Below are 23,399 nucleotides of genomic sequence, written 5' to 3' on the forward strand. Positions count from 1 at the left end.
TTTGTAGGTGATTACGAAGTAATATCTTAGTCTGTACCAGACTCTAACCCGTTATTCCCTTCCCACCGGTCTAGACTTTCTCGCAATATCAGCAAGGATATGCTCAACAAACTCTTGAACAGTTTCAGTATGAGTTTCCTTGCTACCGTAACGACGGACATTGACAGACTTGTCAGCCATTTCCTTGTCACCAACGATGAGTTGATAAGGAATTTTTTGCGTTTGACTCTGGCGAATCTTGTACTGCATCTTTTCGTTGCGCTCATCCACTTCGACACGAACACCACGGTCTTTGAGGTTTTTCGCCACTTCCCAAGCGTAGTCTGTATGAACTTCATTGGAAATGGGGATGACTGTAACCTGTTGAGGGGCTAACCATGTAGGGAAAGCTCCTTTATAGGTCTCAATCAGGATAGCTGTGAAACGCTCCATAGTTGAAATAACACCACGGTGAATCATGACTGGGCGGTGTTCTTCACCATCTGCTCCAATATAGGATAGGTCAAATCGTTCTGGCAAAAGGAAGTCTAATTGGATAGTTGAGAGAGTTTCCTCATTACCAAGGGCAGTCTTCACTTGGATATCCAACTTAGGACCATAGAAAGCAGCTTCACCTTCTGCTTCAAAGTACTCTGCTCCCATTTCATCAAGGGCAGCTTTTAGCATGGTTTGGGCATTTTCCCACATCTCATCGTTATCATAATACTTCTCTTTGTCTTCTGGGTCACGATAAGAGAGGCGGAAACGGTAGTCTGTCAAGTTAAAATCTTCATAAACGTCGATAATCAACTGGAGCGCGCGTTGGAATTCCTCTTGGATTTGTTCTGGTGTGACGAAAATATGCCCATCATTTAATGACATTTCACGGACACGTTGAAGACCTGTAAGGGCACCTGATTTTTCATAGCGGTGCATCATTCCAATTTCAGCGATACGGACTGGTAATTCACGATAAGAACGCACATTGTGTTTATACACTTGAATGTGGTGTGGGCAGTTCATTGGACGAAGGACAAACTCTTCTCCATCCCCCATATCCATAGTTGGAAACATGTCTTCTGAGTAATGCTCCCAGTGACCTGATGTCTTATAGAGTTCAACAGAAGCAAGTGGCGGTGTATAAACATGTTGGTAGCCTGAAGCCAATTCTTTATCTGTGATATAGCGTTCCAAAGTACGACGGATAGTGGCACCGTTTGGCAACCAGAATGGCAACCCTTGACCCACTTCTTGTGAAATCATAAAGAGGTCCAATTCCTTACCAAGTTTACGGTGATCGCGCTCTTTGGCTTCTTCACGCATTTGAAGATAAGCTTTAAGGTCTTTTTTATCAAACCAAGCAGTCCCGTAGACACGTTGCATCATGGCATTATCCGAATTTCCACGCCAATAAGCACCGGCTACATTCAAGAGTTTGAAGACTTGGATACGGCCTGTCGATGGAACATGTGGACCACGGCAGAGGTCAACAAATTCACCCTGACGATAAATGGTCAAACCAGCTTCGTCATCAGCATGCTCTGAAATCAATTCCACCTTGTATGGATCATCTGCAAAGATTTCAAGGGCTTGTTCTTTGGTCACTTCTTCACGGATACATGGATGATTTTCCTTGACGATTTTCGCCATTTCAGCTTCAATTTTTTCAAGATCTTCGTTTGAAATTTGCCCATCTGCATTGTCCGTATCGTAATAAAAACCATCTTGGATAGCAGGCCCCACCCCCAAGTGAATATTTGGGAAAAGACGTTTTGCAGCTTGTGCAAACAAGTGAGCAGCTGAGTGCCGAAGCACGTCAAAGGCATCTTCATGGTCAGGCGTTACAATTTCAAGACTGCCGTCTTCTGTAATAGCACGCGTGGTGTCAATTAATTTACCGTTGAATTTACCCGCTAAAGCTTTTTTAGCTAGTGAGTTGCTGATCGTTTGCGCAACTTCAAAAGTAGTCACACCAGATTCAAATTCGCGCACCGCGCCATCTGGGAAAGTAATGTGTATCATAATGTCTCCTTAATAATATTTTAAATAAATTTAACAAAAAAATGTTCCGAGTAGCCATCACTCTTGTTGGCATAATGCCCCACTTCCTGATAGCCTAAAGCCTTATAGAAATCATAGCCCTGCCAATCAAAGGTGTCTAGGCGAATGGTGTTGGCTCCGAGAGCTTTAGCACGCGCCTCCATCTCCTCTATCAGTTGGCGACCTAAGCCTTTTCGACGTTGGGGCTCAGCCACAAAAACCGTCGACACATAGAGAATATTGAAAGCAGTCATCACTGCATCCAGTCCAGCAAGCACCGCACCGTCATCATCCACAATGCCAATGGCTATCGCCCCCTGTTTCGGATAGCGGATAAAGTTCTGATCATAAGCTTCCAAAGCTTCTTCGACTGCTGTTACCTGCTGGTCAGTCAAATCAACGATAGTCATATCTACCTCCTTTTCATTGGAAAACAAGATGAGGTCTCCTTTAAAACTCACAATTTTTTAGGCAATCCACCAGATAAGATTCTCTAAAACTAAAACGACGCCCTATAAAAGGACGTCGCAACGTGGTTCCACCTTCATTTATTCACGGCAAAAAGCCATGAACCTCATGTTTGGTGATAAGGGAACCACCCTTTTATGTTTGCATAAAATCTATAGGAAGTAGTATCTCATCAAGTCATTTACAATCTCACAGCGACCGATTGCTCTCTCAAAAATGAAGGGTGACGGACATGTCTTCCTTACCTAGTATAACACGATTAGGGAGAATTTCAAGTGTTTTTGTGATTTTGTATGTGTCTAAATTTTTGGGAAACTCCAACTACCCCTTATAACCTAAGAAAACTCTAGGTTCTTTATCCGAAAAAAGACTGAAACAAAGTTTTTTCCTTTGCCTCAGTCTTGACGATATTGTTCTTTTTGTGCTACAATACTGTTTGACTGATTAAGCAAAGTGTCGGTTTGTCTTAATCGGTGGTGTAGGAGTGTCTGCTCCTACACCTTTTTTGTTTTTCAATACTTTTATTGTACCACCATTTAGGCAAAAAAGCAAGGATTTTCTATGTAAATCATGCTAAAAACACCCCTAAAAATTACATTTTTAGCGGTTAATTCCTGTTTAACTGGAATTTATCTACCTTCGTCGCCTTCGTTTAATCACCATTGCTTCATGTGGCAAATGGTCAATCAGATAACCTGCACTAAAACTACTGTCCTTGTATGGTTCATAACGTTTCCGCCAATCACCAAAAAAGAGGTCTTCTAATTGGTCCACTCGTTCTAAGAGAATCATTCTGGCCATAGCACAAGCTCCCTCAATAGACCAGTACATCCCCCTATGCTTCATGCGATACGTCACCTTACGGTGCTGACTCTCCATAACTCCTATTCCACGTGAAGATAGTCCTCTTAGTTTAGGTGGCTTGGTATCCTTGAAACCTCTCATCAGCTTTTGACGAAAGGATACGAAACACTCGTACTCTTCTTCAGTTTGTACCAGGGACTCAATCGTATCAAATAAAGTCACAAGCAACGGCTTTTGGTGGGTTTGAATAGCCTTGAAAGCCAATTCCATGAGGGTAGAAGGGTAAGGCTTAAGGAAGGTTTTTAGCTTCTCGTTGAGATGGTAGGCATCCCAAAAGTGTTCGTGGTGTTTTATCCCTAAAGCTTTTTTGATTTCCTGAAAAACTCGCTTGGTGTAGCCCTTGCCATTGTCTGAGTTGGTGATTAGAATAGTCTTGTCCGTGATTTCAAAATGGTTATAGAGGTAGTCCAGAAGTTCCTCCTTAGCCTGGTCATAATTGACATTGATAATCTCATGCTTATTTTGCAGGATATAGCGATTGTTGCCAATTTTCTTAGCTCCTGTATGGATAAGAAAGTGGGCTATATCTGTATTGTGCCGTTCATCTCCAGCTGAACTTGTTTTGACCATCACTCCGTCCCCCTCCAGGTAGATTTTGTCTGCCTGGATTTTTTGTGGTTGTTCTCCTTCCATATAAAAGCGATACCGTTCTTTCTCAGAAAAGAGCCTTCCAGCAGTCTTGACCGCTTTTAAGACGGCATCCTTAGTCACCTCCAAACGGTAAGCGACCTGGATCGTTCGACAGACTTCACGGTAGGATAAAACAGAAGCATGCCTCGCCATATGGTAAATCAGTTCAGGAGAATACCGCATATACTTTTTCAAACCGAGCCATTCATCGACAGGGTAACGAGTCTCAACTCCCTTTCTCCAACGGTTCCTGGAGAAGGTCATTTCTCCAAAGGTAAACAAGACAGTCCGTTCACTAGCATCTATCCGCTGATAACCTTTCAGCCTCATCACAGAAGCCACCTGCTCATCATACTGTTTAATTTGCTTGAGAAACTCTTTCTCACGTTGTCTATCTAAGGCCACCACAAAGGCTTTTTCATCAAATCCAATCATAGTTTTATTATACTGAAAACAGATAGAAACTTTTCTGAAAAACTCAATAGCTAGAGTGACTTTTCTTCCGACTCATGTTTGCGAGTGCCTATCTCACGTAAGTTAATCTGATCTCTCATTTCTTGGTAAGTTGTATAAGTCCTCACGGTATCATCGAAAAACTCTTGCAAAGCGCCCTTTTCTACTTCAAACTGCTTAATAATCTGTGCCACTTCCTCAAGGTGAATGTCTTTAGGTACTCCCAACTCTTCTAACAGCTGCATGCCCACCAAGTTATTTTCTGGATTCTGCTTCAGAGAAAGTAAAGCCCCTTCTATTTTGTGATAATGAGCCAGACGGTCATCTAATCGACTTAGCTCCTTGTGGGTCGCATCGATTTTCTCGTTAAATCGCTCCTCTAACTCTCGGAACTGTGTGCCATCTGTTACGCCATGTTTCACCAGAAAATTATACTCTTTAATCAACTGACGCATGGATGCTATTTGAGGATTTTTTGTGATAAGCACCTCTCCATTTTGTTTAGCTAATTGTCTCGCGACAGTTGTTCCCATCATGTAACGGTTCTTTTGAGACTGGTCTGGATTGAGAAAATAAAAGTAATCTTTTTCCTTGATGTAAATCGTGTAGTTACCTTCTTCATTCTTATCTACCTTATGGGAAGGAACTAGAATTGTGCCACTATTCAGAGCACCATAATCCATCTGGATATAGATACCCTGTGGGCTTTCTTGTTCCACTTGCCAACTAGCCACTTCTAACTTCAACTCAAAATCTTGTTCCACCTCAGCCTTTAATTCCTGATATCGTTCCTTTATTTCAGAAGTGCTTACCACCAACTCATTAAGAACCAAACGCTCTTTTATTTTTTCTAAGGAATAGTCCCCCTTCTTAGAAAGCGTATCGTCCCTGACATTTCTTTGTTGGGGTTCATCAGTAAGTTTGTATTTAACAAACTTACCAGAAAAATCAATCTGAAGGTCAAGAGCCTTGGCTTTTTCCTTGAAGTCTTCTAGTGATACGGATTGCTTCAGAAGAAAGTCTAGACGTTGTTTAATTTCAAACCGATAATTATTCTGTCGTCTCCAAGCTGAATATTTAGTATAAGAATTTTTCATAGTAGGTTCAATAATTTTAGCTCCATATTTGGATGCTTGTTTATCTGAGATGGCTTGTAAATTTTTAAGAGTATTTTTCTGCCAACGAATTTTTTTCAGCGTTGAAGTGTTTGTCGTAGATAATATGATGTGATTATGGAGATGGTTTTTATCGGTATGAGTTGCGATAATAAACTCGTGATCTCCTCCAGTAAATTCCATCATGGTCCGTCTACCAATTTCATGAACTTGTTCAGGTGTTAGGTTGTCATCTGGCGAAAAAGATTGGATAATATGATGGGCCAGAACTTGTTTTCCCGAAGACAATTCCTTGAGGTCATCGTCTCCTTTTTTTAAGGCCGCAGCTAATTTTGTCATGACCATTTCTTCATCTGCCACGCTAACGTCTTCAATCCTGTGACCAGAAACTAGCTTCAGTTGCATCTCTCCATTGTGATAAACTAATGGAAAATCAAAGTCTTGATCTCCTGAATTTTGGATCAGTGTTTTAGCCTCGTTCAAAATATAGCGGACGGCTATTTTTAAGTTGGATGGTGTTTTAATTTGTTTAGGTGGTTTAATAGCTACCATTCGTCATACGTCCTTATTTCTTTTTCTTTTCGTTCCTGTAGGCTCTTCTTCTCCGTACTAGATAGCTTAGCCGCCACCATATCTTTTAGTTCAGAAAGATAGGCTAAGACTTGAGCAAGTTCTTCCGTGCTAATCTCCTGATTTTCGTTAGCGTGTTTGGCAATTTGATTGATGTTTCCACCAATCCGATTGACGGCCACTCGTAGAGCCTTCAGTTCTGAAAAATCAATCTGGACAAGTTTTCCCTGTACCAGTTGGTTCTTAGCATAGTATTGAAAAGTAGGTGCCTTCATCTGTTCCATGGTATATTTTACTTGTTGGTATTCCTGTTCCGTAAAGTAGACTTCTTTGCGGATACTCCTCTTTCGATTTACTGTTTTTTGAGGCATAGCCTCCCCCTCCTTTCCTTGTGGCAAGCGTAGCATTTGCCCGGGCAAATACGAAATTAAAAAAGGTCAGAGAAGGTCAATCTTACGATTTTCCTTCTTGCCTTTTTCAGTTTTGGGGAAATCCCCAACCCCCTAAATCCTGCCCCTCTATCAAGAGAGACAGAATTTTTTTAGATGATAAGCCTATCCAAAGGGTTTTAGAATTTTCTTCCAGAGTGATGGCTTCTGCTCATTTTTTTCAGTTGCCTGTGTCTGACGTTCTGAAGCCTGCTCTTGTTCTGAGATAAGTTTTTTCTTCAGTTCTTCCAGCTGATTTTCACTAAGTGGCTCAAAGAGTGACTGGCCAATTTGTAGCTCCGTTAGCAATATTTTTTCATCACGGACTACTAGGAAATCTTCATCACTGATTGTTTTCAGGAGCTGAATATTCTCTTCCTGCCAACTCATTAATGAAGCATCGTCTTGATTGAATAGTTCCCTGTCTGCTAGCAACTGGTCTAAAACTTCTTGGCGGGTGAGGCTATCGGCTTCAGGGGAAATTCCTTGGATAAGGTCACCGTCCATCAGCGGAATAAAATCTGATAGGATGGCGTGGAGTTGGTTTTCTTGTTGGTCTGTCATGTGTGTTGTCCTCCTTGGGGTGGTGGTGTTTTTAATTTGACCTTGGGTGTCTTTTGGGTATCCCGTTCGGTCATTTCGAGAAACCCTTCTCTTTTTTTGAGTGAGCTTCTGCCTTTTGTTCTTGCTTGTGCTCTTCGATGGCTTGCTTAGACTGATCCTTAAATTTTTGGAGCTTCTGCTCAAACTGGTTCTGGGCTTGTTTCTCCTGGGCGAGGCGTAACTGTTCCAACTGTTGATCCATCCGAACCATTAAACTTTTAGCCTCTTGTTGGACAATATCTAGCTGGGCCTCCAGGTCTGCTAGGCTCTCCTTATCATCCGACCAGCCTGCTAGATAAGCAAAGGAATAATCCGACGTGTCAATCCCGTAATAGGAGGCCACAACATAGGCGACACTTTCTGCTTGAAGTTCGGCCGTGCTTCTCGTTAACATATCTTGTTGAGGATTGTTGGCATGGTGCAACTCTGAGTGAGCAGTCTCGTGGATAAAGGTCTTAATCAACTGTGACTTGTTCATATCGTTACTTCTTAGAACGATTTGGTGTTCTGTCACGTTGTAATGACCTTTCTTATCACCTGTCATCTCATCAAAGCGGACAGTAACATTATTCTCCTTGGCAATAGCCATCAGGGCACGGTAGAGATTGGCATAATCTACATCAGTCAGCTGTTCCTTAACCTCTGAAGTTGCCTTGGGCATTTCTTTACCTTCTGTTTGACTAACGTCAAAGACAGGGACTAGACCAAAGAAAGTAACGGTTTCTGGTTTGCCATTTTTATCCAAAATTGGTTGATTGTTCTCATCCTTTTTAATCTTGGTCATCGGAGCAAAAATCCGGATAGACTTCTCTCCTTTTTTGACATGGCGGCCAAACGTTTCCTTCCACTGCTTAAAGGAAGCAACCTGAGTGGCTTCTGGATGTTGGGCAAGAATTAAGCGTAGGTTACGACTGGAGTAGTTGTTTAGCTGGCTCATTTTGGTCAGATAGTCCTTGTATTTATCTGAGTCCAGATAGTCTTTTATTCCCTCCTTGAGGTGACGGTTAAGACCAGCCACATCCTTATTTTTGATAAAGTCCGCAACTGCAAGACTGCTAGAAGTTATAGCCACTTCTTCAGGTTCAAGGTTATGTTCTTCTAGTAATCTTGATCCAGGTTTGGAGCGAAAGTCATGCGGGTTGGTACCCTGTTTCAGTTCTTCTTCATCAGAGATACCGTCTGCATCTGAATCCAGTTGGCTGATTGAAGATTGGGGTCCCTTTTCTTCTAACTCTTCCTGTACATCTCGTCTTATTTGGGGGACTTCTTCCACGATTTGTTCTTGAAAAGTGTCCAATTCTCTTGATTGAAGCAAAGACAAGAGTTGTTTTCCACCATCTTTGATATAGTCGTCATTGAGTGACAGCTGCTCAATCTGACCCCTTCGTTCACGATAGATTCCCAGTATGACCTTCTCGTTAATCCCTCTAACATTGGTAGCCAACTCACCTTTTAGCTTCATCAGGGAGGCAGGGACAGTTCCTTTATCAGAATCCTTAAAGAGTAACAAGAAGTCCTCGTCTTTTGCTTTGATGGCTTCTGAAAAATCAAGCCTATGCAGTTTTTCTACGCTAGAGAGATCATTTAAGACGAATGAACGGCTATCTAAAATGTCTTCTAACATTGGCAATACTTGAAGCTTTTCTTTGAGTGCATGACTGGATAAAATATTAGGAAAATTCCCTCTTCCTTCTGCAAAGTCCACTAAAAAGTCAGCTGCCGTCTTACTTGGTTCAAAGGGGCGAATCCCTGTCAAATGGATAAAATTTTCCTTCAGAAAATCAACTGCTAGCACCTTCTCACTTCCATTATCCGCAAACACATACATGATACGACTATCCGCAACTTCATTTAAGTACCATTGAGCTGCTGCTTGAATCGATGGAGCATACTGCTTTAAACGTTTCATATCATCAGCATCAACCAAGTGATAATCTTTATATCGTCGTTGCACTTTTTCGTTATTTGTGCTAAACTTAAGTAAAGGATAGGAGAACGTCGGGTGACTGGTAACAGTTTGCTCAAAGGTAGCTGAGGTTTCAGCTACGGGTGCGGGACTGCCTTCAGCTTCAAGCTGTAAAGACCCCATACTACCATTGCTCCTATCCATTTCTGGCTTCAGGATTTGTTCTGGGGCTTTTTCTTTTTGCCCTAACCCCTTCCCAGCTTGTAAATAGGCATTCCAGTCCATCTTTTCTTGACCCTCTCCTTTTGGTGGTCTGGCATCGATAACTGGAATATTTTTTTCTTTCAACTGCTCAATAAAATCACTTCCTGCCTTGTCCTGGTCAACTGCTAGTGTAATTAGGTCTGCATGCTCTCCATCATGAAAAAGGGTGGTCAATCGTGCAACTTCAGGTAGAAAATTAGAAGCCTGGGTCAGGTCTTTAGATTTTGTATAATCCAGAGGTATTTCCTTGACAACTCCCCTTTCCTGGAGGGCCTCCATAGCATAGCGGGACAAAACCCCTTCTTTGAGGCCTTCCATGGCCACCAGTCGGACATTCTCTAAACTGTCCTTGTGAAGCTCGTAATAGCTCATAAGGTCAATCGGAGCTTCTGCCACCACTAAACGCTCAGGAGCACCAATAGAGACGTTTAAGCCTGCAATGCCTTCTGACTGGTACATGATTTGCTTGAGGTAGCCCTTACCTTCATGGCGTTCTGGATAAGGAACTAGGCCCTGGAGGCTGGCCCCCACTATATTTTGGTTCTTGTCCAGGTACTTAAAGACCAAGACATCTTCAATAAAGCCGTCTCTATCCTTTCGTCTAGCCTGAGCTAGAACACCCTTCTCTAGGAAAAAGTCGATGGTTTCATCAGACAGTTCCCTGGTCTCCTTGAGATAGGTTCTAGCTTCTCTGAAGGTTTGTTCGTAAGGAGCTAAGCTGTACCTAAAGGACTGCCTAATTTCTTCCCTAGGTTTTGCTTCAGGAAAATTACCTGTCTCTAAGAATGTCATAGCCTCCTTATAGCTCACGTCACGCATTTCCTGAACCAGGTTTATGGTATCTCCAAATGTTCCCCTGGAATACCAGTGCCAGGTGTTTTTTGTGGTATCGATTTTGAAGGAATCGTGCTCTGTCCAGTAATATTCCTTATGAGACGACCGTTTCATATCCATCCCAAGGCTCCTAGCCACGTCTAAAATAGCTAGGGATTTTGCTTGTGCTTTAGTAAAAACCATTAAATCTGTCCTCCTACCAGGTGTTTGAAGAGGTCATAGCCTTCAGGGGTAGCCTCTAGAGGGTAACCAATCAAGGTACCTTCTTCATCTCTTGTCACGAAGAGATGAGGAGATAGCGAGTAGAAAGTCTCTTCATCTGCCTGTTTCAATAATTGATTAATCACGGTGTATTCTGTTGCTAGGCTCTCTTTTTGCAGAGATAACACTTGGCTAATTGTCTCTAAAAAGCCAAGTTTGAGTTTTGGTGTTTCCATATCGTTTCCTTTCTGTATTTAAGCCACAAACAGTTCTTCAAAGTGAGGGTCTAGGTCATTAGCATGGAGAAGCAAACCATCAATATCCGTTCCTAGTCGCTTATAGTCATACCAGTTATCATCGTAAGGAGCCTGGGCGATTTCTGCCTGCCTTGGATGGTCATAAACGCTAGCTTTCTTGTCCTTGAAGACATTCTGCTTAGAGATAAAGACCAGACCTTCATCCACACCAATTCTGGCCACTTCATCAGGGGTCAGGAGTGGGCGGCCCTGGATCTGTTTATTTTCACTTGATGAGCCGTTGCGGTAACTGTGAGATTTTGAGGTTGATCTGGTTCTAATGGTTTGTTTCCCAGAACGGGTCGAGTAGTATTCCATGGTATCCTTGTCGTTTGTCCCTAAAAATACGTGAGTCGCACAGTTGTTAAAAATGGTTTTCCAATCGCTCTTATAAAGGCTCTCCAGCTGATTGACTGCCTGGAGGATAATCTTAATAGACATCTCACGGGAGCGAATAGAGGACAGAACCTGGGTAAAGTTTGGAATACGGCCAATCTGGGCAAACTCATCCAGAATAAACTGAATATGTCTCAAGTTCTTCCTGCTGTAGCCTGGTATCCTGCCCTGGAGAATATCATCAGCCTTGTGGGTCAAGACTTCAAAACCAACCGCAAAGAGGATAGAAGACAGGAAGTTAAAGGCATTATTAGTCTCTGGAATAGCAATAAAGACAGCTGTCTTTTTGGTGTTCCAGGTGTCTATCTCCATAGTATCCTCACTAATGAGATTTCTCACGTCATCATGGTCAAAGATAGAGTAGCGAGACGATAGAATGGCTACCACACTGTTTCTGGTCTCTCCCTTGAAGTTCTGAAAGAGCCGCCACTGTTTATAAGCATAATTACCAGGTTGTAATTCCTCCAGCTCTTCAAACATCTGTTCAACTGGGCTAGGCACATCGGGATCCTCACGGTAAATCCCACGTAACAAATCGGCCACATGTCCTAGGTTAGGTGTATAGAGCTGTGCTCCTGTGTCAGGGGCTCTGGAATCAAAATAGAGGTACCCAATCAAAGCCCGCTGCAACATCAATTCTGCCTGTACCCAAAAGTCTTCTCCCATGTGTTCGCTTTTCTTGGTTCCTTCTGTGATAGCTTCAGAGATACGGTCGATATCCAGCTCAGATTTCATGTAATGAAAGGGATTAAAGCGGTCAGAGTTCTTTAGACGGATGAGGTCAAAGACTTTAACGGCATAGCCATTTCTTTCCAGCATCTTCCCTGTCTCATGGACCAGGTTGCCTTTTGGGTCTGTGACCACAAAGTTCGAGTTCAGCTGCATGAGGTTAGGCAGTACAAAGGTGAAGGTTTTCCCGTCTCCTGGAAGACCAATCACGATGACATTCTTGTTGAGTTGGACGTTATAGGCTAGACGAAAGTTAAAAAGCCCCATCTTGACCTGTTTGGTAAAAATCATATTCTTATCATTGTCCTGGTCCTCAAACCGTTTCATTTCACGCAAGGTAGCAAAACGGGCACTCCCTTGTTCCTCCCCGTGGCGGTAGGAACTCCTATCCCCAGATACGTAAACCAACATAGGAAGACTAAAACCGATAAGACCAGCCATCAAGACTTCAGGTTCAAATGAGATGAGGAGAGGAAAGAGAGACCAATTCTCCAGTAACCAATTCACCCTTAGCATTCCCATAAAAGGAACAGCTTGTGTCGATAGTTGGTAGTATGCATAGAGGGATTGAGCCAAGACAAACGATAAAAAGCCCACCAGCAGGTAGGGCCAAATTGGCTTTCTGTTCATCGAGCTTTCTCCTTTCCAACCTCTTTTGTAATAACTGGACTCAACCCCTTATAGACAGCATGACTTCTGTAATAAGCTAGCTTTTCTTCAGGAAGCATTTCATGGGGTTTTTTCAAGACCTTTTTAGAGAAGGCGGTCAGCTTTTCAGGACTCTTGGTCATGTCGGCTAACATGTCTTTCAGAGCTTTCTCGGCCAGGAGACGGTTCTTGCTTTCAAAGTAAAGGTAGGTCGTCTCTCCTTTTTGTTGGTAAGTAAATCCTACCTTGGCTTCCTCTAGGTAATGCTTAAGTTTGGCCAAATGGACTTCACTACTCAAGAGTTGTTCAACGTCTTTCTGAGATTTGGTTGCCATAAACTCGTTAAATCGGGTCTCTCCTTCAAAAGTCTTATTCTCTAGCTTGTGCTGGCTTTCATCATGGTAAGCCTTAGCCAGAGTATAAAGAGCCTGAATGGCCATCTCTACAGTAATTTTCCCTTTTAGAGCCAAGGAATGGCTCGTACGTTCTTGATCCATAGCTACCTCCTTCTATTTTGGATAATTGGATAGTTTTGGCTCAGCAATAACCTGGTAACCGTAAGGGGAAGAGTGATTTTCCTGAATAGTCACTGTTAGACGTTTCTGGCTTCTGTTGTCTCCTTCCTTAATCGATAAGACATAGGTCAACTGATAGATCTTATTCCCCGTCTGTGAGCTATTCTCCAGAATAACAGACTGGAGCTGACCTGGCTGATTCGCCAACTTCAGAGACCCTGCTACAAAGTCGTCTAGTTGTCCCTGTTCAGAATAGTAGTGAGGAAGAAAATAGCGGATAAAGGTATCTATTTTTCCTGCTTCTGATTGGAGGGTTTCAAGTACCTTCACCTGCTTGTTTAGATTGGTAATCTTTTTTTCTTGTTTGATAAGCAGACTAGTCGTAAATCCAGATACTGCCAGGCTCGTCAGTAAGCCTAACACAAGCAGTCCCTGCCATAAGATTTTCAGGATAGAAAACTTGTTCTGTTGTCGTTCAACTTGTGAAGCTGTGTCTGAGAAAGGCTCTCTGAGGTCTTGTTTTTCTTTTTTGGTGGGTGCTTGATCAAGATTCTTCTCAGAAGGCTTCAGAAAGGAAAATCCTCTAGCCTTAGATGGTCTTTCAGAAGGAATATCCGTACCTGTCTTCAGAAAAAGACTATCTGCGATGCCATCAAAGGGGAGATAGATGTCTTCTTGGTAGATGACCACGCCTTTTTTATCCAGTTCTTCCACTAAGAGGATACCTTCTGCCTCCTGGTGTTTGACCTTAGCATTTTCTCGCTCTAAGGCTTGATAAACCAAATCTTTATTTTTATAGGTCGTTGTCGTGTCCTGTGTCAGGTTGGTTAATCGGTACATGGTTCTCATCTCCTTTCAGCTTTCCTTCTGCTATTGCTTTTTCAAGATCTGCCCAGGTTAGGTTATGCTTAGCCAAATAGTCTGAGCGTGCCTCGTGCTTGGCCAGAATGATTTGTGTTTCAAGCTCTTTTAGCTTGTCTTCCTCCTTCTTAGCCTTGGATAAGAAATCCTCCCGTCTCTCCTGTGCTTTGGCATGTTGTTTTTCAAGTATTTCTATTTTGGTCATAGGTTTTATTCTCCTTCTGTATTTTGAGCGATAATAGGTTGATTAAGCGTTGGAATTCCTGCTTGTTGGTCAGCTGAGAGAGTATCAACGATTAGGATAGGTTCTATTTGACTAATCAAATATTTCTCACCTTGTTTAATGTAGTGAATACGTAGGGTACTACTTGATAATACGTCGGTTTGTGCATTGGTGTAATCATACTTCTTCTGAAGTTGGGTCTGAGTGTAGCTTACCTGAGCTAAAACCACCTTGTTTTCTTTGTCAAGATAAATCGTGGATGACTTTAACTTTGTATCCACCACATACCCCTTATAAGTCTTGACAGAAGGTTCCTCTTCAGATTGAACTTCTTTCTGGTAAGCTGCTTCTGTCATATAAGGAAGATAACGATTTCTATTCTCTCCCAGATCCTTCTTGGTAAAGTAGGCTGAAAGAAAATCCTTGACGTAGGCTGATGTCAGCTCGCCACCTTCAACCTTCTTAATCCGTTCTGTCTTGGGAGTGGTTTTCTTAGTGTATTTTTGGGGTTTCGCACTAGCCAGGCCAACCCAAAAGACTGTACCTAGAACCAGGACAGTCGCCAGGGCAAGCCCTGCTAACTTTAAAAGCTTTAATTTTTCTGTGTCAATCATTTTCATAGAATCTTTCTTCTCCTTAATCTTTTGATGCCGTTGGAATATCACCTCCAGCACTGCCTGGAGGTAGTGTTTGAAGATCTGTTAAGCCAACTTCCTTAAAGCTAGATATCCGATAGGTATCCCCGTCTTTCACATAATCAATCTGTAACATCCCTTCACGTTTAACATTCCTAGCCGCATTCTCATAGTCATTCGGCTTCACCAATAAGGTGCTGGTATAGGAAACTTCTACTAAGGCAGCATTCTTTTCCGTATTTAAGTAGATTTCTGAAGACTGGTAGATGAAATCTACCATATAACCTTTATAGGCTTGTGTAGCTGGTGCTTCTTCCCTATCCACTTCTGTTTGATAGGCCGTATCCGTCATAAAAACCTTATAACGGTTTCTATTCTCTCCCAGATCCTTCTTCGTGTAATAAGCCACTAGAAATTCTTCAATAAGTTCTTTTGTCACGTACCCATTTTCAGATTCCGTATCTTGTTTTTCCTGTTGGATAGGTGTTGCTTTCTGAGAGACTGTAGCAGGTTTTAACACTCCCCCTAACCAAAAACTCAAAACCAGAGAAAGGAAGGCAGTCACTGCCACACCTGCCTTCTTAAGGTTATTCCATTTGTCAATATCAATCATTTTCTTCTCCTTAAGGTTATGGTATCAGCACTTCGTCCTGTACCAAGGTTCCATTTGTCTTAAATAAAAAGCTTGGGTCAACATCGTTGGCATAAGTTCCATAGTAGTAGGAAAAATGTACGTGGGGAACACCTGCAGTTCCTGTATCCCCTAAAACAGCTATCTGATCTCCCTTTTCTACTCGTTTGCCTATTGGAAGAGACGGTGGGTATTTCAAATGTCCATAATAGGTATAACCGCCTAGATCCGTTTTAATCACGAGAAAGTTCCCCCACTGAGTTGGCCCTCCTGCACTGGTGACAGTTCCTCCCACTACCGCAAAGACAGGAATATCATTTGCATAGATCACGGAACTATTGTAATTCGCTCTCTTGGCAACTAAATCTACCCCGTCATGATAACCTTTAGGATACATCCAAGCCCCTGCTCCTTGACTCCATGGAGTTCTACCGTAGGGTTGGATAACGATATAGGGTTCGTTAAACATATGGCCACCCCGTCCTTTTTGACCACCGTTTTTATTATTCTTCAGGAAAGTTAGCCATTGCTTGGCAGAAGCTGTCCGTTGAGGTAATTTGTCACCAGGATTGCCTTCCCATTGGACTAAAAACGTATAGGTGAGATCTTCGACTGAAGCATCTGAAGTCAAGATTTCTCGAACCTTCTTTCTATACCAGGGGGCATCCCCATTCAACATAAAGTCAAGTTGTAATTCTAGGTCATACCATTTTTTATTCTTTGACTTGGCATAGTTTAATAACATGGTATGTCTGGTAGAGCCGTCAGCAGTATCTGTCCACTGCCCCAAACCAATTCCACGATGAAGGATATTGGGATAACGGCCATTATAGATTGTTGGACCATTCATTGATAACCACATCGGATTGTCCCAGGAGTTAGTAGAAGCTCCAATAGGAGGATTCAGGTAATCTCCTTCCGCCCGTTTGGCCTTGATACCACTTTCCACATCCCAGTTACCTAGTATCGATGACAGACCAGTTAACTTCATACCAGGAACATTTTTCTTGAGGTACTCATGGATAAACTGCACTGTTTGAGCTTTATCCCCATCTACCGAACTAGATAGGACAAAGGTTTCTTGTTGGTAGGTAACTTTCTCAAAGTAAAAACCAACGTTAAGGTAGGTCCATTTTTTCTTTTTGGTCTTATTATCAACGCTTTCCACTTTTTGGTAGAATATCTCTTGTCCGCCATCTGTTGAAACCGTACCCAACTTGTCCCCTTCAGCAATTTTATTTCCTGAAACCTGTTGGATCTCCCCAACATTTTTCAACGTTAAAATCGTCTCATCCGTCTTAATCAGTATATCCTTGTCCTTAGTGACTTCTAGTATTCCTGACATGGGGGCATAGATGGGTTTACCACGTTCTATTTGAAAGGTGGTACCATTGTAAACTTCCGTCTTTGACGTGTAGCCAAAACGTTTTTGAATCACCAAAGGCTCTTGATAAACCTTCTCGTTTTCTTTATAAAATGGATTTTCTAATTCCTGATAAGCAGGGTATTTCCCCACTTCTTTGGATAAGTCGAGTAGCTCCTTGTACTCCTCTAACTCATCTCTATCCAGTTTTGCCCATTTCAACGTTGAAGAGGAACCGTAAAGATCCGACATGGTTTTTAGATCATTGATATCCCTGTTTAGGTGATTCCAAAGATCATTCAAGGCATCCGAATAGTGGTTAAAACCGAAAGTCCCAGATAAGGCACCACCTCTTCCATCCTTCCAGTTGCTTTCAGGTCTCCACTCACTTCCATAACGGTAGTTCATAAAGAAGAGGATATCATCGATGTTGGTCCAATATTCCACTTTGTCGTTGGATTTTTCTCGGTCTCGTTTACTGATATGAAGCCAGGATTGGTTGAGGTCAAATTCATTTTGTTGGACAGGACCACTGCCTCCCAAAACCCCCATAAAAAGGGCCATTACACCAAAGATAAGAAACATGAGAAAATAGGACTTAATGGCCAACGGATTAGCTAAGATGGAGCGTAAGGGCTTGGTAGCAACCTTTAACACCCTACCTGTTCCTCTAGTTACTCGTCCAGCTCTTGTTTGAGCCATTCTTTGCCCGGCAGCACGGATTTTTCTAGTTAACTTCCCTTCCCAAGAAAATTCTTTCGGAGTTCTGGTAAAGCCACGACCACGGGTGAAGTTATAAACTCGGTTCAATTGACCATAGCTGTGTTTAATGGTGTATTTGCCCAACTTCCCACCAGCTTCTATAGCACGTTTAGACGCGTTTTTCTGGTAGTGGAATTGGCGAATGTCCTGCCTTGCTTTGACAATATCATCTAAAATATCATTGTCTCGTGTTTCTTTTTCCACTTCCTGCCTGAGTTTCATTCGAGCGCCTTGTTTGGCTCGCCTCTTCAAACGATTAGGAATATAGGTATCATCTGCCTTTTTAGCCCGTTTATAGATCGTTTTAGCGATTTGTTTCTCCAGCCTAGCCTTGTCCTTCTGTTGCTTAAAGAAGAGGGCTCTAGCGGTCAGGTGTGGACCTTGATGGCGGATATAGTCCTTTTTGGCTAGGCGGTAATTTTTCTTAGCGGTTTTGAAGGCCACCTTAGAATCTAAGCGGGCTTCCTTCGCCACCTTCTGTTGATTGGCATGAGTAGCGTCTTTCATGCCTTTTCGCTTCTGCTGTCGGGCTTGTTTGGGGTCAGTCTTGTACAAAACTCACCACCTCGCTTTCTGTTTGTCGTCTAGCCATCCGTTGCGACCAACTGATAGAGCTTGGTATCTTTAGGGATGGGATTTTCAAAGGGAACAATGGTATCCCCTGCCACGATAAGCCCTGTTCCCTTGGCTTTAGGCCGTAAGACAAAACGCTCCAGGGAAGGAGTCAGAGGAGTTACTTGTGACAAGGCTTCTAAGTCTGTCCGCTTGAGCTTGAGGAGAACTAAAAACTCACAGTTGGAAACCAATTTCCTTCCTTCTTCAGTCGATAAAACCGTCTCCGGATTTTGTGTAATCCCTGTAGGAAGAGCCCCGTATTTTCGAATACGGGAGTACAGTTCTGTAAAAAAAGTGGCCTGGAGCTTGTTTTTGAAGTAGAGCTGTAGCTCATCAAAATAGAGCCAAGTTGTAGTCTTGCCCTGATGGTTGACTACCTGGTTCCAGATATAATCCTGAATCACCAAGAGGGCAAAGGGTTTGAGTTTCCCGTTCAATTGCTTTAGGTTAAAGATGATGAAGCGGTTATCCATATTAACGTTGGTTGGATGGGCGAAAATGTCATTAGAACCCATGGTATAGGGTTCTGCCTTGAGAGCTAAGGCTTGAGCGATGTCCTCCGGTTGTGCTTCTAGGACACGTTGCCAATCCTTAAAGGTAGGGTGCGAATACTCCTCATAGGTCTTTCTGGTCACACGATCAATCATGGCAAACTCATCGTCAGAGACTTCAGAGAAGATATTCTCAAAGAGGGTGGAGAGAAGGTTTGCCTTTTGGCCAATCGGGTCACTATCTTCTGCCTGGAGTTTTTCCCTATCTGGCAAGTCTAGGAGGTTGAAGTGATGGGGTGACCCTGGGGCAATCGTAATCACTTCAGCGTTAAATTCTCGTCCAATATCAGTGTACTCCGCTTCAGGATCGACAATAATGATCTGGTCTTCTGTGTAGCGTAAGAGGGTTGGGATAATCTCTCCGCCCTTAGCCAGAACTGATTTCCCAGAGCCAGAAATGCCAAAGATACAGCCTGATCCCGTGTTTAAGTCCTTCTTTCTATCCACAGTGATGGCGTTCTTAGAAAGCTGATTTTGGCCATAATAAACGGCACGTGGGCTAGAAGACCGTAAATCAACGTTGGTAAAGGGTACCTGGGTTGCTAGGTTACTGGTGGTCATATCTCGCATAAAACGGCGTTTGACATTGATAAAAGGCAGGCCAATCGGAAGAATGGTATTGAGGGCTTCCTCCTGATAGAGGTAACACTTATCTAGCTCCACCGTGTTCTTACGGACGGAACGCTGCACCTGTTCGGTATGGTTTTTCAACTCTTCTAGGTTGTCTGCCACTAGGTAAATAGCCATAACACCTGAAAACATCTTCTGATCGTTTTCCTGAAGCTCCTCTGTCCATTTTTCAGTTTCCTTATTGGTTTCAATGGCTTTTCCTCCGACCGCTAGATCACTCCCATAGCCTTCTCTAGCAGCAGCCTTCTGGCTTTTAATCATCTCACGTCGGACGCTGGATTTGACTGTCTTAATTTTCTTTAAGGCATCTGCCGTATCATAGGCCTTGGCGTGAAGGCTAATGGCTAACTCAATTCCTGTGTCCAGAATGTTTTTGATGAGCTTGTCATTCAAGAAGGTTGGGTACTGCTTCACATAAAGAACCCTGGCATAGCTATCGTCAATCCGCATATAGTCCTTATCAAACTTCAGGTAGGACGGGGCAATAAAATCTCTGGTAGATAAACCAGAGAGAGCAATGTCTTCGTAGGTGAAGTCAAGAAAAGCTTCACGACGCAAGAGTTTACGAAAGACCAGTAGCCGTTCTAGACCATCCATCTCCTTGAAAGAAATCCCAAGACCACTGTACTGACTCTCAATAATATTTGCGGTATCATCTAGGATTCGTCTAGCCTGATGATCCTGGTCAGCCCTGGTTGTGATGGTCAAGTACTTCTCCACCTTAAAGGTGTTTTGTTCCTGGGAGAATCGGTCCTTAATCATGGCGTTGTATTCCTTGCGATAGTCATCATAACCATCTTGAGCGAGGTCATAACGAATAGCAGCCAAGCTATTGCTTTCCACCCTCCTGTTCACTATCAGCAGCTGCATATCATTGTCAATGTCCAGAGAATTGAAAATATCTGCATTGGTTTCGATCACGTCTATTCGTTCGTCATCGGTTGCGGTAATGTAGCTAGTATCTCCCAAGAGGTAGGTTTTGGAATAAGTATCATTTGTGATGGTCATAAGCCCATCAGGTGTTAGAGTTTGGTAGTTCAAGCTGTTTTGTGTAGAAGCGGTCAGGGTTCGTCTCAACCGCTTGGCTTTTTCTTTTTCTGCTTTAGAGATTTTCGGGGTTTGTTTTCGGCCGAATAAAGTCATTTCTCGTATAGTCCTTCCTGTTATAGTCTGTTTGATACGTTCGTTCTTGTTTGGTCAAGAGAAAACGCAATTCATCTTTAATCTTTTCATCGATATGGCACCCAAAAATAACAAAAGGCACTAGTACCAAAAGACTAACGCCATAAAGAATGATGTCGGGTATTTGAAACCAAAAAAGGACCGAGGTCACAAGTACCGTCAGTCCTATGCCAAAGAGGAGCACCAGCTGCCTAAAGGTAATATAGCCAATAATAGGCCGCTCGTAGCTATCCAAGGCTTTTAGAAATTCACTGCCTAAACGTGTCATAAGTCTCCTTTCTTAATTCACCTGCATAATATTCTTGGCCATGCGTTGGGTACCAAAGAGCATGATGATATAAATAATCCCCTTGGCAATGGCCATTAGGGCACTGGTCCAGGCTCCAGTCTTTGCGACGGTTAATAGGTCATTGGTCACAATAGCTGGATAAAGCATGATAACTACCACTAGGATGAGCCCCTGCAGGACGGCTGCAATGTAGAGCTTGAAAAAGCCAAAGCAGATTGGACGTAGGCTCTCCATCATGTAACAAGCCACGACAATCTTTCCAATCCCCTTGTAGGTATAAAGGGTAAAGGATCGCAAGAGGATGAGCAACTTAGTTGAGATTTGACCGATAAAGTCAACAACGTGGTATACGAACTGAAGCATTGCTTTCGCAGCCCAATTTAGATTTTTAACACTGAATTCTATATCAGTGTTGACTTCTTTTATTCCCAATTTAGCAACCATCTTGATAACGACATTAAAGAGCCAAGAGAGGCTATCAAAAAACTCATCCAAGTAGAGGATGAGAAAGAGGGCGATACTATATTTCAGGATTTCCTCAATCCAAAGTTGGAGGGACAGTTCTCCACCGTTACTTTTAAGCTGCTGGTTCCAGTTGAGCATGTTCATGCCCATAAAGAGTAAGAGCAGTAAAATAGCCACCTTTTCCATAGATCCTGAGACCGTCTCCATCAGCTGGTAGGCTGTAGGGTTATAGTCCTTGAGGCTCATGGTCAGCTGACTTAATGTGGATTGATCCATAAGGTCCACCTCCTTTGTCTCAGCTTACCCAATGGCTTGAAGTCCAGCAGCCATAGCTGAAAAGAGAGTTTTTAGTACTGTCCCAAGGAGCGCACCTAAAACAATACTCTGGATGCCTTTGTCCTTCTTATCGTCTAGCTCTCGACGAATGCCGATAAATAGGTCCCAGGCTCCCCAGGCAACCCAACCAAGGCCAACCAGGCCACCGATATTACCAATTTGATTGATAAAGTTTACAACTGCTTGCATATTTGATTTCTCACTTTCTTTTCTAAAAAATGAAAGACACTAAGAAAAATCTCAGTGTCTCTGTGCTATAGGGGAATAATGAGGCTTAAACCTCGTTTGGATGGAGGGTTAGAGAGAGGGCGGTAATGACCGCTAAAACAACGATAATAGTCGTTTCCCACCAGTAATGAATTGGAACACCGTGTGGGAATACAAAATCTGTCATCATATTGTTAAACCATTCTGGTGCTGGGATATCCTTTTGAATTAGAAAAGCATATCCTGCTATTCCAAAACCCAGAATAAAGTAAGAAACTACCTTAAATACAAACCAGCCAATGGCTGTGACGAGCAGGCTCTTCAGCAGGTTAAAAATAAAGAGGAGAATCATCAAGGGTGTTGTGACCATAAGGACAGCTGCTCTCATGATCAGCCCAGGAAGGTTCTTAAGACCCGCTAGAAGGGCTTTTCTAACCCGCTTGAGTCCATTTCTCCACTTGCTTTCTTTAGGGGCTTGTGGAGCCTTTGAAGTAGTTTTTTGTGGGGTATAGTACTTATAGCCACTCTTTGTCACGTGTGCGTTCATTTTCTTATCCTCTCTCATCTCTATCCCCTCTCATTTGTTGGCTTTATTATATCATAAAGCCAGGGGGAAAACTAGTTTTCCTTGCGTTCTCCAAATCGGATCCAACCAAGCATTACCAACATCATAGCCCCAATAACAGATAGGAGACCTGTTGTTTCTCCCGTGGACGGCAACATTGCAGCTGCTTGTACTGGTGCTGTTTGAGGAGCTGGTGCTACTGGAGCTTGTGGACGTGGGGCTTCTGGCTGTACAGGTGGAGTTGGCTTAGGATCTTCCTTGACGGTATTGGTTACCACATTGGAAACATAACCATTTCCGAAATCAATCTGGTACATCACATTGTCAATCTTCTCACCTCCAGGCACATCCTTCTTGACTGTCGCAGGAATCTCCAGGAAAATATCCAAACCAGTCTTCACGTAGGTGTCATAGAAGGCTTGTGGATCATTGGCTACCCAAATGACAAACTCATCATTTTCGCCAATCTCAATACCTGCATCTTGGACAAGTTTGCGAATGGCTTCAGGTGCATCTGCCAAGTTTTTAATCACATAGGCTGTCAGACCTTCTACTGCTTTTCCTGTGCTATCCTTGATCGTCACATTGTCCAAATCAAGACTAACCTTGGTCTCATCGTAGTTGTCGATATAGCCGAAGCCTTTTTGAATGGCTACCGCACCAGCCGCAATGTCTTTGTACTGATCCAGGTCCCATTCTCCAACGTAGACAATCTTTTGACCTTTATCTACAGTCTGATTGTTAATGTCATTTCCTTTAAGGTCTTGTACTTTCTTGATTGGCTGGATAGTAGAGCCGCCATTATCTGGATTTTCACTACCTGGGGTGTAGATGGTTACTGTATTAGAGTAGACTTTGTAATCCCCAATCAGGAGGCTGTAGGTGTTTTTATAAACCCCATTGTCATTCTGAGGAGAGCCAAACAAGATCAAGTCAACCAGATCAAAGTCTTTTGTCAAGTCTTGGTTGAGCTTCGCCAAACCTTCATCTGTCAAGGTGGCCTTAAGGTAATTTGTCACCTCGTCAAATGTAATGACATAGTCCTTATTAGCATCTACTGTCTGATCCAAATCCAACTTAAATCCAGATGGCAAGTAGTCCTCAATGACAATCTGATCCTGTTTGTAAGCTGGACGACCTGCCTT

Annotated in this window: 21 protein-coding genes; all 21 read right to left on the reverse strand. The window is 42.8% G+C overall.

The annotated features are described in order from the left end of the window. Positions 1-51 precede the first annotated feature (51 nt). A complete protein-coding gene (thrS, locus tag A3I9_RS0112185; RefSeq protein WP_018379307.1) occupies positions 52-2,001 on the reverse strand; it encodes a threonine--tRNA ligase in 1,950 nt (649 codons plus the stop codon). 20 nt (positions 2,002-2,021) lie between these two features. Next, positions 2,022-2,429 carry a GNAT family N-acetyltransferase gene (locus A3I9_RS0112190; protein WP_018379308.1) on the reverse strand — a complete coding sequence of 136 codons (408 nt, stop codon included), beginning with the start codon at positions 2,427-2,429 and terminating at the stop codon, positions 2,022-2,024. Between the two features lie 691 nt (positions 2,430-3,120). After that, positions 3,121-4,416 carry an ISLre2 family transposase gene (locus A3I9_RS0112195; protein WP_018378816.1) on the reverse strand — a complete coding sequence of 432 codons (1,296 nt, stop codon included), beginning with the start codon at positions 4,414-4,416 and terminating at the stop codon, positions 3,121-3,123. Positions 4,417-4,466: 50 nt separating this feature from the next. After that, positions 4,467-6,101: a relaxase/mobilization nuclease domain-containing protein gene (locus tag A3I9_RS0112200; RefSeq protein ID WP_018378817.1), complete on the reverse strand. Its 1,635-nt coding sequence runs from the start codon at positions 6,099-6,101 to the stop codon at positions 4,467-4,469. Beyond that, positions 6,095-6,490, reverse strand: coding sequence for a plasmid mobilization relaxosome protein MobC (gene mobC / locus A3I9_RS0112205; RefSeq protein WP_018378818.1), 396 nt, complete (start codon positions 6,488-6,490; stop codon positions 6,095-6,097). The genes A3I9_RS0112200 and mobC overlap by 7 nt, the downstream gene beginning before the upstream one ends. Positions 6,491-6,673: 183 nt before the next feature. Beyond that, entirely contained in the window at positions 6,674-7,111 is a 438-nt protein-coding gene (locus A3I9_RS0112210; RefSeq protein ID WP_018378819.1) for a hypothetical protein, read from the reverse strand. A 70-nt stretch (positions 7,112-7,181) separates the two neighbouring features. Then, positions 7,182-10,337, reverse strand: coding sequence for a PBECR4 domain-containing protein (locus tag A3I9_RS0112215; protein ID WP_018378820.1), 3,156 nt, complete (start codon positions 10,335-10,337; stop codon positions 7,182-7,184). Continuing rightward, a complete protein-coding gene (locus A3I9_RS0112220) occupies positions 10,337-10,591 on the reverse strand; it encodes a hypothetical protein (RefSeq protein WP_018378821.1) in 255 nt (84 codons plus the stop codon). Before A3I9_RS0112220 ends, A3I9_RS0112215 begins: the two co-directional genes overlap by 1 nt. Before the next feature lie 18 nt (positions 10,592-10,609). Next, a complete protein-coding gene (locus A3I9_RS0112225; protein WP_018378822.1) occupies positions 10,610-12,406 on the reverse strand; it encodes a VirD4-like conjugal transfer protein, CD1115 family in 1,797 nt (598 codons plus the stop codon). Next, positions 12,403-12,921, reverse strand: coding sequence for a hypothetical protein (locus A3I9_RS0112230; RefSeq protein ID WP_018378823.1), 519 nt, complete (start codon positions 12,919-12,921; stop codon positions 12,403-12,405). Before A3I9_RS0112230 ends, A3I9_RS0112225 begins: the two co-directional genes overlap by 4 nt. Before the next feature lie 12 nt (positions 12,922-12,933). Next, entirely contained in the window at positions 12,934-13,779 is an 846-nt protein-coding gene (locus A3I9_RS0112235) for a hypothetical protein (protein ID WP_018378824.1), read from the reverse strand. Beyond that, positions 13,733-14,005, reverse strand: a complete 273-nt coding sequence (locus A3I9_RS0112240) for a hypothetical protein (protein WP_018378825.1) — start codon at positions 14,003-14,005, stop codon at positions 13,733-13,735. The genes A3I9_RS0112235 and A3I9_RS0112240 overlap by 47 nt, the downstream gene beginning before the upstream one ends. Positions 14,006-14,010: 5 nt before the next feature. Further along, on the reverse strand, positions 14,011-14,643 hold the full coding sequence (locus A3I9_RS0112245) for a hypothetical protein (RefSeq protein ID WP_018378826.1): 633 nt from the start codon (positions 14,641-14,643) through the stop codon (positions 14,011-14,013). A 16-nt stretch (positions 14,644-14,659) separates the two neighbouring features. Then, on the reverse strand, positions 14,660-15,271 hold the full coding sequence (locus A3I9_RS12930; RefSeq protein WP_018378827.1) for a hypothetical protein: 612 nt from the start codon (positions 15,269-15,271) through the stop codon (positions 14,660-14,662). A 16-nt stretch (positions 15,272-15,287) separates the two neighbouring features. After that, positions 15,288-17,969, reverse strand: coding sequence for a phage tail tip lysozyme (locus A3I9_RS0112255; protein WP_018378828.1), 2,682 nt, complete (start codon positions 17,967-17,969; stop codon positions 15,288-15,290). Between the two features lie 29 nt (positions 17,970-17,998). Continuing rightward, positions 17,999-20,353, reverse strand: coding sequence for a VirB4-like conjugal transfer ATPase, CD1110 family (locus A3I9_RS0112260; protein ID WP_018378829.1), 2,355 nt, complete (start codon positions 20,351-20,353; stop codon positions 17,999-18,001). Further along, the gene (locus tag A3I9_RS0112265; protein ID WP_018378830.1) at positions 20,313-20,660 is read right to left on the reverse strand and encodes a PrgI family protein; all 348 of its coding nucleotides are present in this window, start codon (positions 20,658-20,660) and stop codon (positions 20,313-20,315) included. The genes A3I9_RS0112260 and A3I9_RS0112265 overlap by 41 nt, the downstream gene beginning before the upstream one ends. 12 nt (positions 20,661-20,672) lie before the next feature. Further along, a complete protein-coding gene (locus tag A3I9_RS0112270; RefSeq protein ID WP_018378831.1) occupies positions 20,673-21,422 on the reverse strand; it encodes a hypothetical protein in 750 nt (249 codons plus the stop codon). Between the two features lie 24 nt (positions 21,423-21,446). Continuing rightward, positions 21,447-21,671 (reverse strand): hypothetical protein, encoded by a 225-nt coding sequence (locus A3I9_RS0112275; protein WP_018378832.1) that lies wholly within the window; start codon positions 21,669-21,671, stop codon positions 21,447-21,449. Between the two features lie 85 nt (positions 21,672-21,756). Continuing rightward, a complete protein-coding gene (locus A3I9_RS0112280; RefSeq protein ID WP_018378833.1) occupies positions 21,757-22,254 on the reverse strand; it encodes a hypothetical protein in 498 nt (165 codons plus the stop codon). A 53-nt stretch (positions 22,255-22,307) separates the two neighbouring features. Then, a partial coding sequence (locus tag A3I9_RS0112285) for an SspB-related isopeptide-forming adhesin (RefSeq protein WP_026217429.1) occupies positions 22,308-23,399 on the reverse strand: 1,092 nt, incomplete at its 5' end.

The organism is Streptococcus ovis DSM 16829 (assembly GCF_000380125.1).
GTDB lineage: Bacteria > Bacillota > Bacilli > Lactobacillales > Streptococcaceae > Streptococcus > Streptococcus ovis.

Bases quoted from the DNA above. Each gene is read 5' to 3' on its own strand.
- thrS (WP_018379307.1), bottom strand. From the start codon at position 2,001: ATGATACACATTACTTTCCCAGATGGCGCGGTGCGCGAATTTGAATCT.
- A3I9_RS0112190 (WP_018379308.1), bottom strand. From the start codon at position 2,429: ATGACTATCGTTGATTTGACTGACCAGCAGGTAACAGCAGTCGAAGAA.
- A3I9_RS0112195 (WP_018378816.1), bottom strand. From the start codon at position 4,416: ATGATTGGATTTGATGAAAAAGCCTTTGTGGTGGCCTTAGATAGACAA.
- A3I9_RS0112200 (WP_018378817.1), bottom strand. From the start codon at position 6,101: ATGGTAGCTATTAAACCACCTAAACAAATTAAAACACCATCCAACTTA.
- mobC (WP_018378818.1), bottom strand. From the start codon at position 6,490: ATGCCTCAAAAAACAGTAAATCGAAAGAGGAGTATCCGCAAAGAAGTC.
- A3I9_RS0112210 (WP_018378819.1), bottom strand. From the start codon at position 7,111: ATGACAGACCAACAAGAAAACCAACTCCACGCCATCCTATCAGATTTT.
- A3I9_RS0112215 (WP_018378820.1), bottom strand. From the start codon at position 10,337: ATGGTTTTTACTAAAGCACAAGCAAAATCCCTAGCTATTTTAGACGTG.
- A3I9_RS0112220 (WP_018378821.1), bottom strand. From the start codon at position 10,591: ATGGAAACACCAAAACTCAAACTTGGCTTTTTAGAGACAATTAGCCAA.
- A3I9_RS0112225 (WP_018378822.1), bottom strand. From the start codon at position 12,406: ATGAACAGAAAGCCAATTTGGCCCTACCTGCTGGTGGGCTTTTTATCG.
- A3I9_RS0112230 (WP_018378823.1), bottom strand. From the start codon at position 12,921: ATGGATCAAGAACGTACGAGCCATTCCTTGGCTCTAAAAGGGAAAATT.
- A3I9_RS0112235 (WP_018378824.1), bottom strand. From the start codon at position 13,779: ATGTACCGATTAACCAACCTGACACAGGACACGACAACGACCTATAAA.
- A3I9_RS0112240 (WP_018378825.1), bottom strand. From the start codon at position 14,005: ATGACCAAAATAGAAATACTTGAAAAACAACATGCCAAAGCACAGGAG.
- A3I9_RS0112245 (WP_018378826.1), bottom strand. From the start codon at position 14,643: ATGAAAATGATTGACACAGAAAAATTAAAGCTTTTAAAGTTAGCAGGG.
- A3I9_RS12930 (WP_018378827.1), bottom strand. From the start codon at position 15,271: ATGATTGATATTGACAAATGGAATAACCTTAAGAAGGCAGGTGTGGCA.
- A3I9_RS0112260 (WP_018378829.1), bottom strand. From the start codon at position 20,353: ATGACTTTATTCGGCCGAAAACAAACCCCGAAAATCTCTAAAGCAGAA.
- A3I9_RS0112265 (WP_018378830.1), bottom strand. From the start codon at position 20,660: ATGACACGTTTAGGCAGTGAATTTCTAAAAGCCTTGGATAGCTACGAG.
- A3I9_RS0112270 (WP_018378831.1), bottom strand. From the start codon at position 21,422: ATGGATCAATCCACATTAAGTCAGCTGACCATGAGCCTCAAGGACTAT.
- A3I9_RS0112275 (WP_018378832.1), bottom strand. From the start codon at position 21,671: ATGCAAGCAGTTGTAAACTTTATCAATCAAATTGGTAATATCGGTGGC.
- A3I9_RS0112280 (WP_018378833.1), bottom strand. From the start codon at position 22,254: ATGAGAGAGGATAAGAAAATGAACGCACACGTGACAAAGAGTGGCTAT.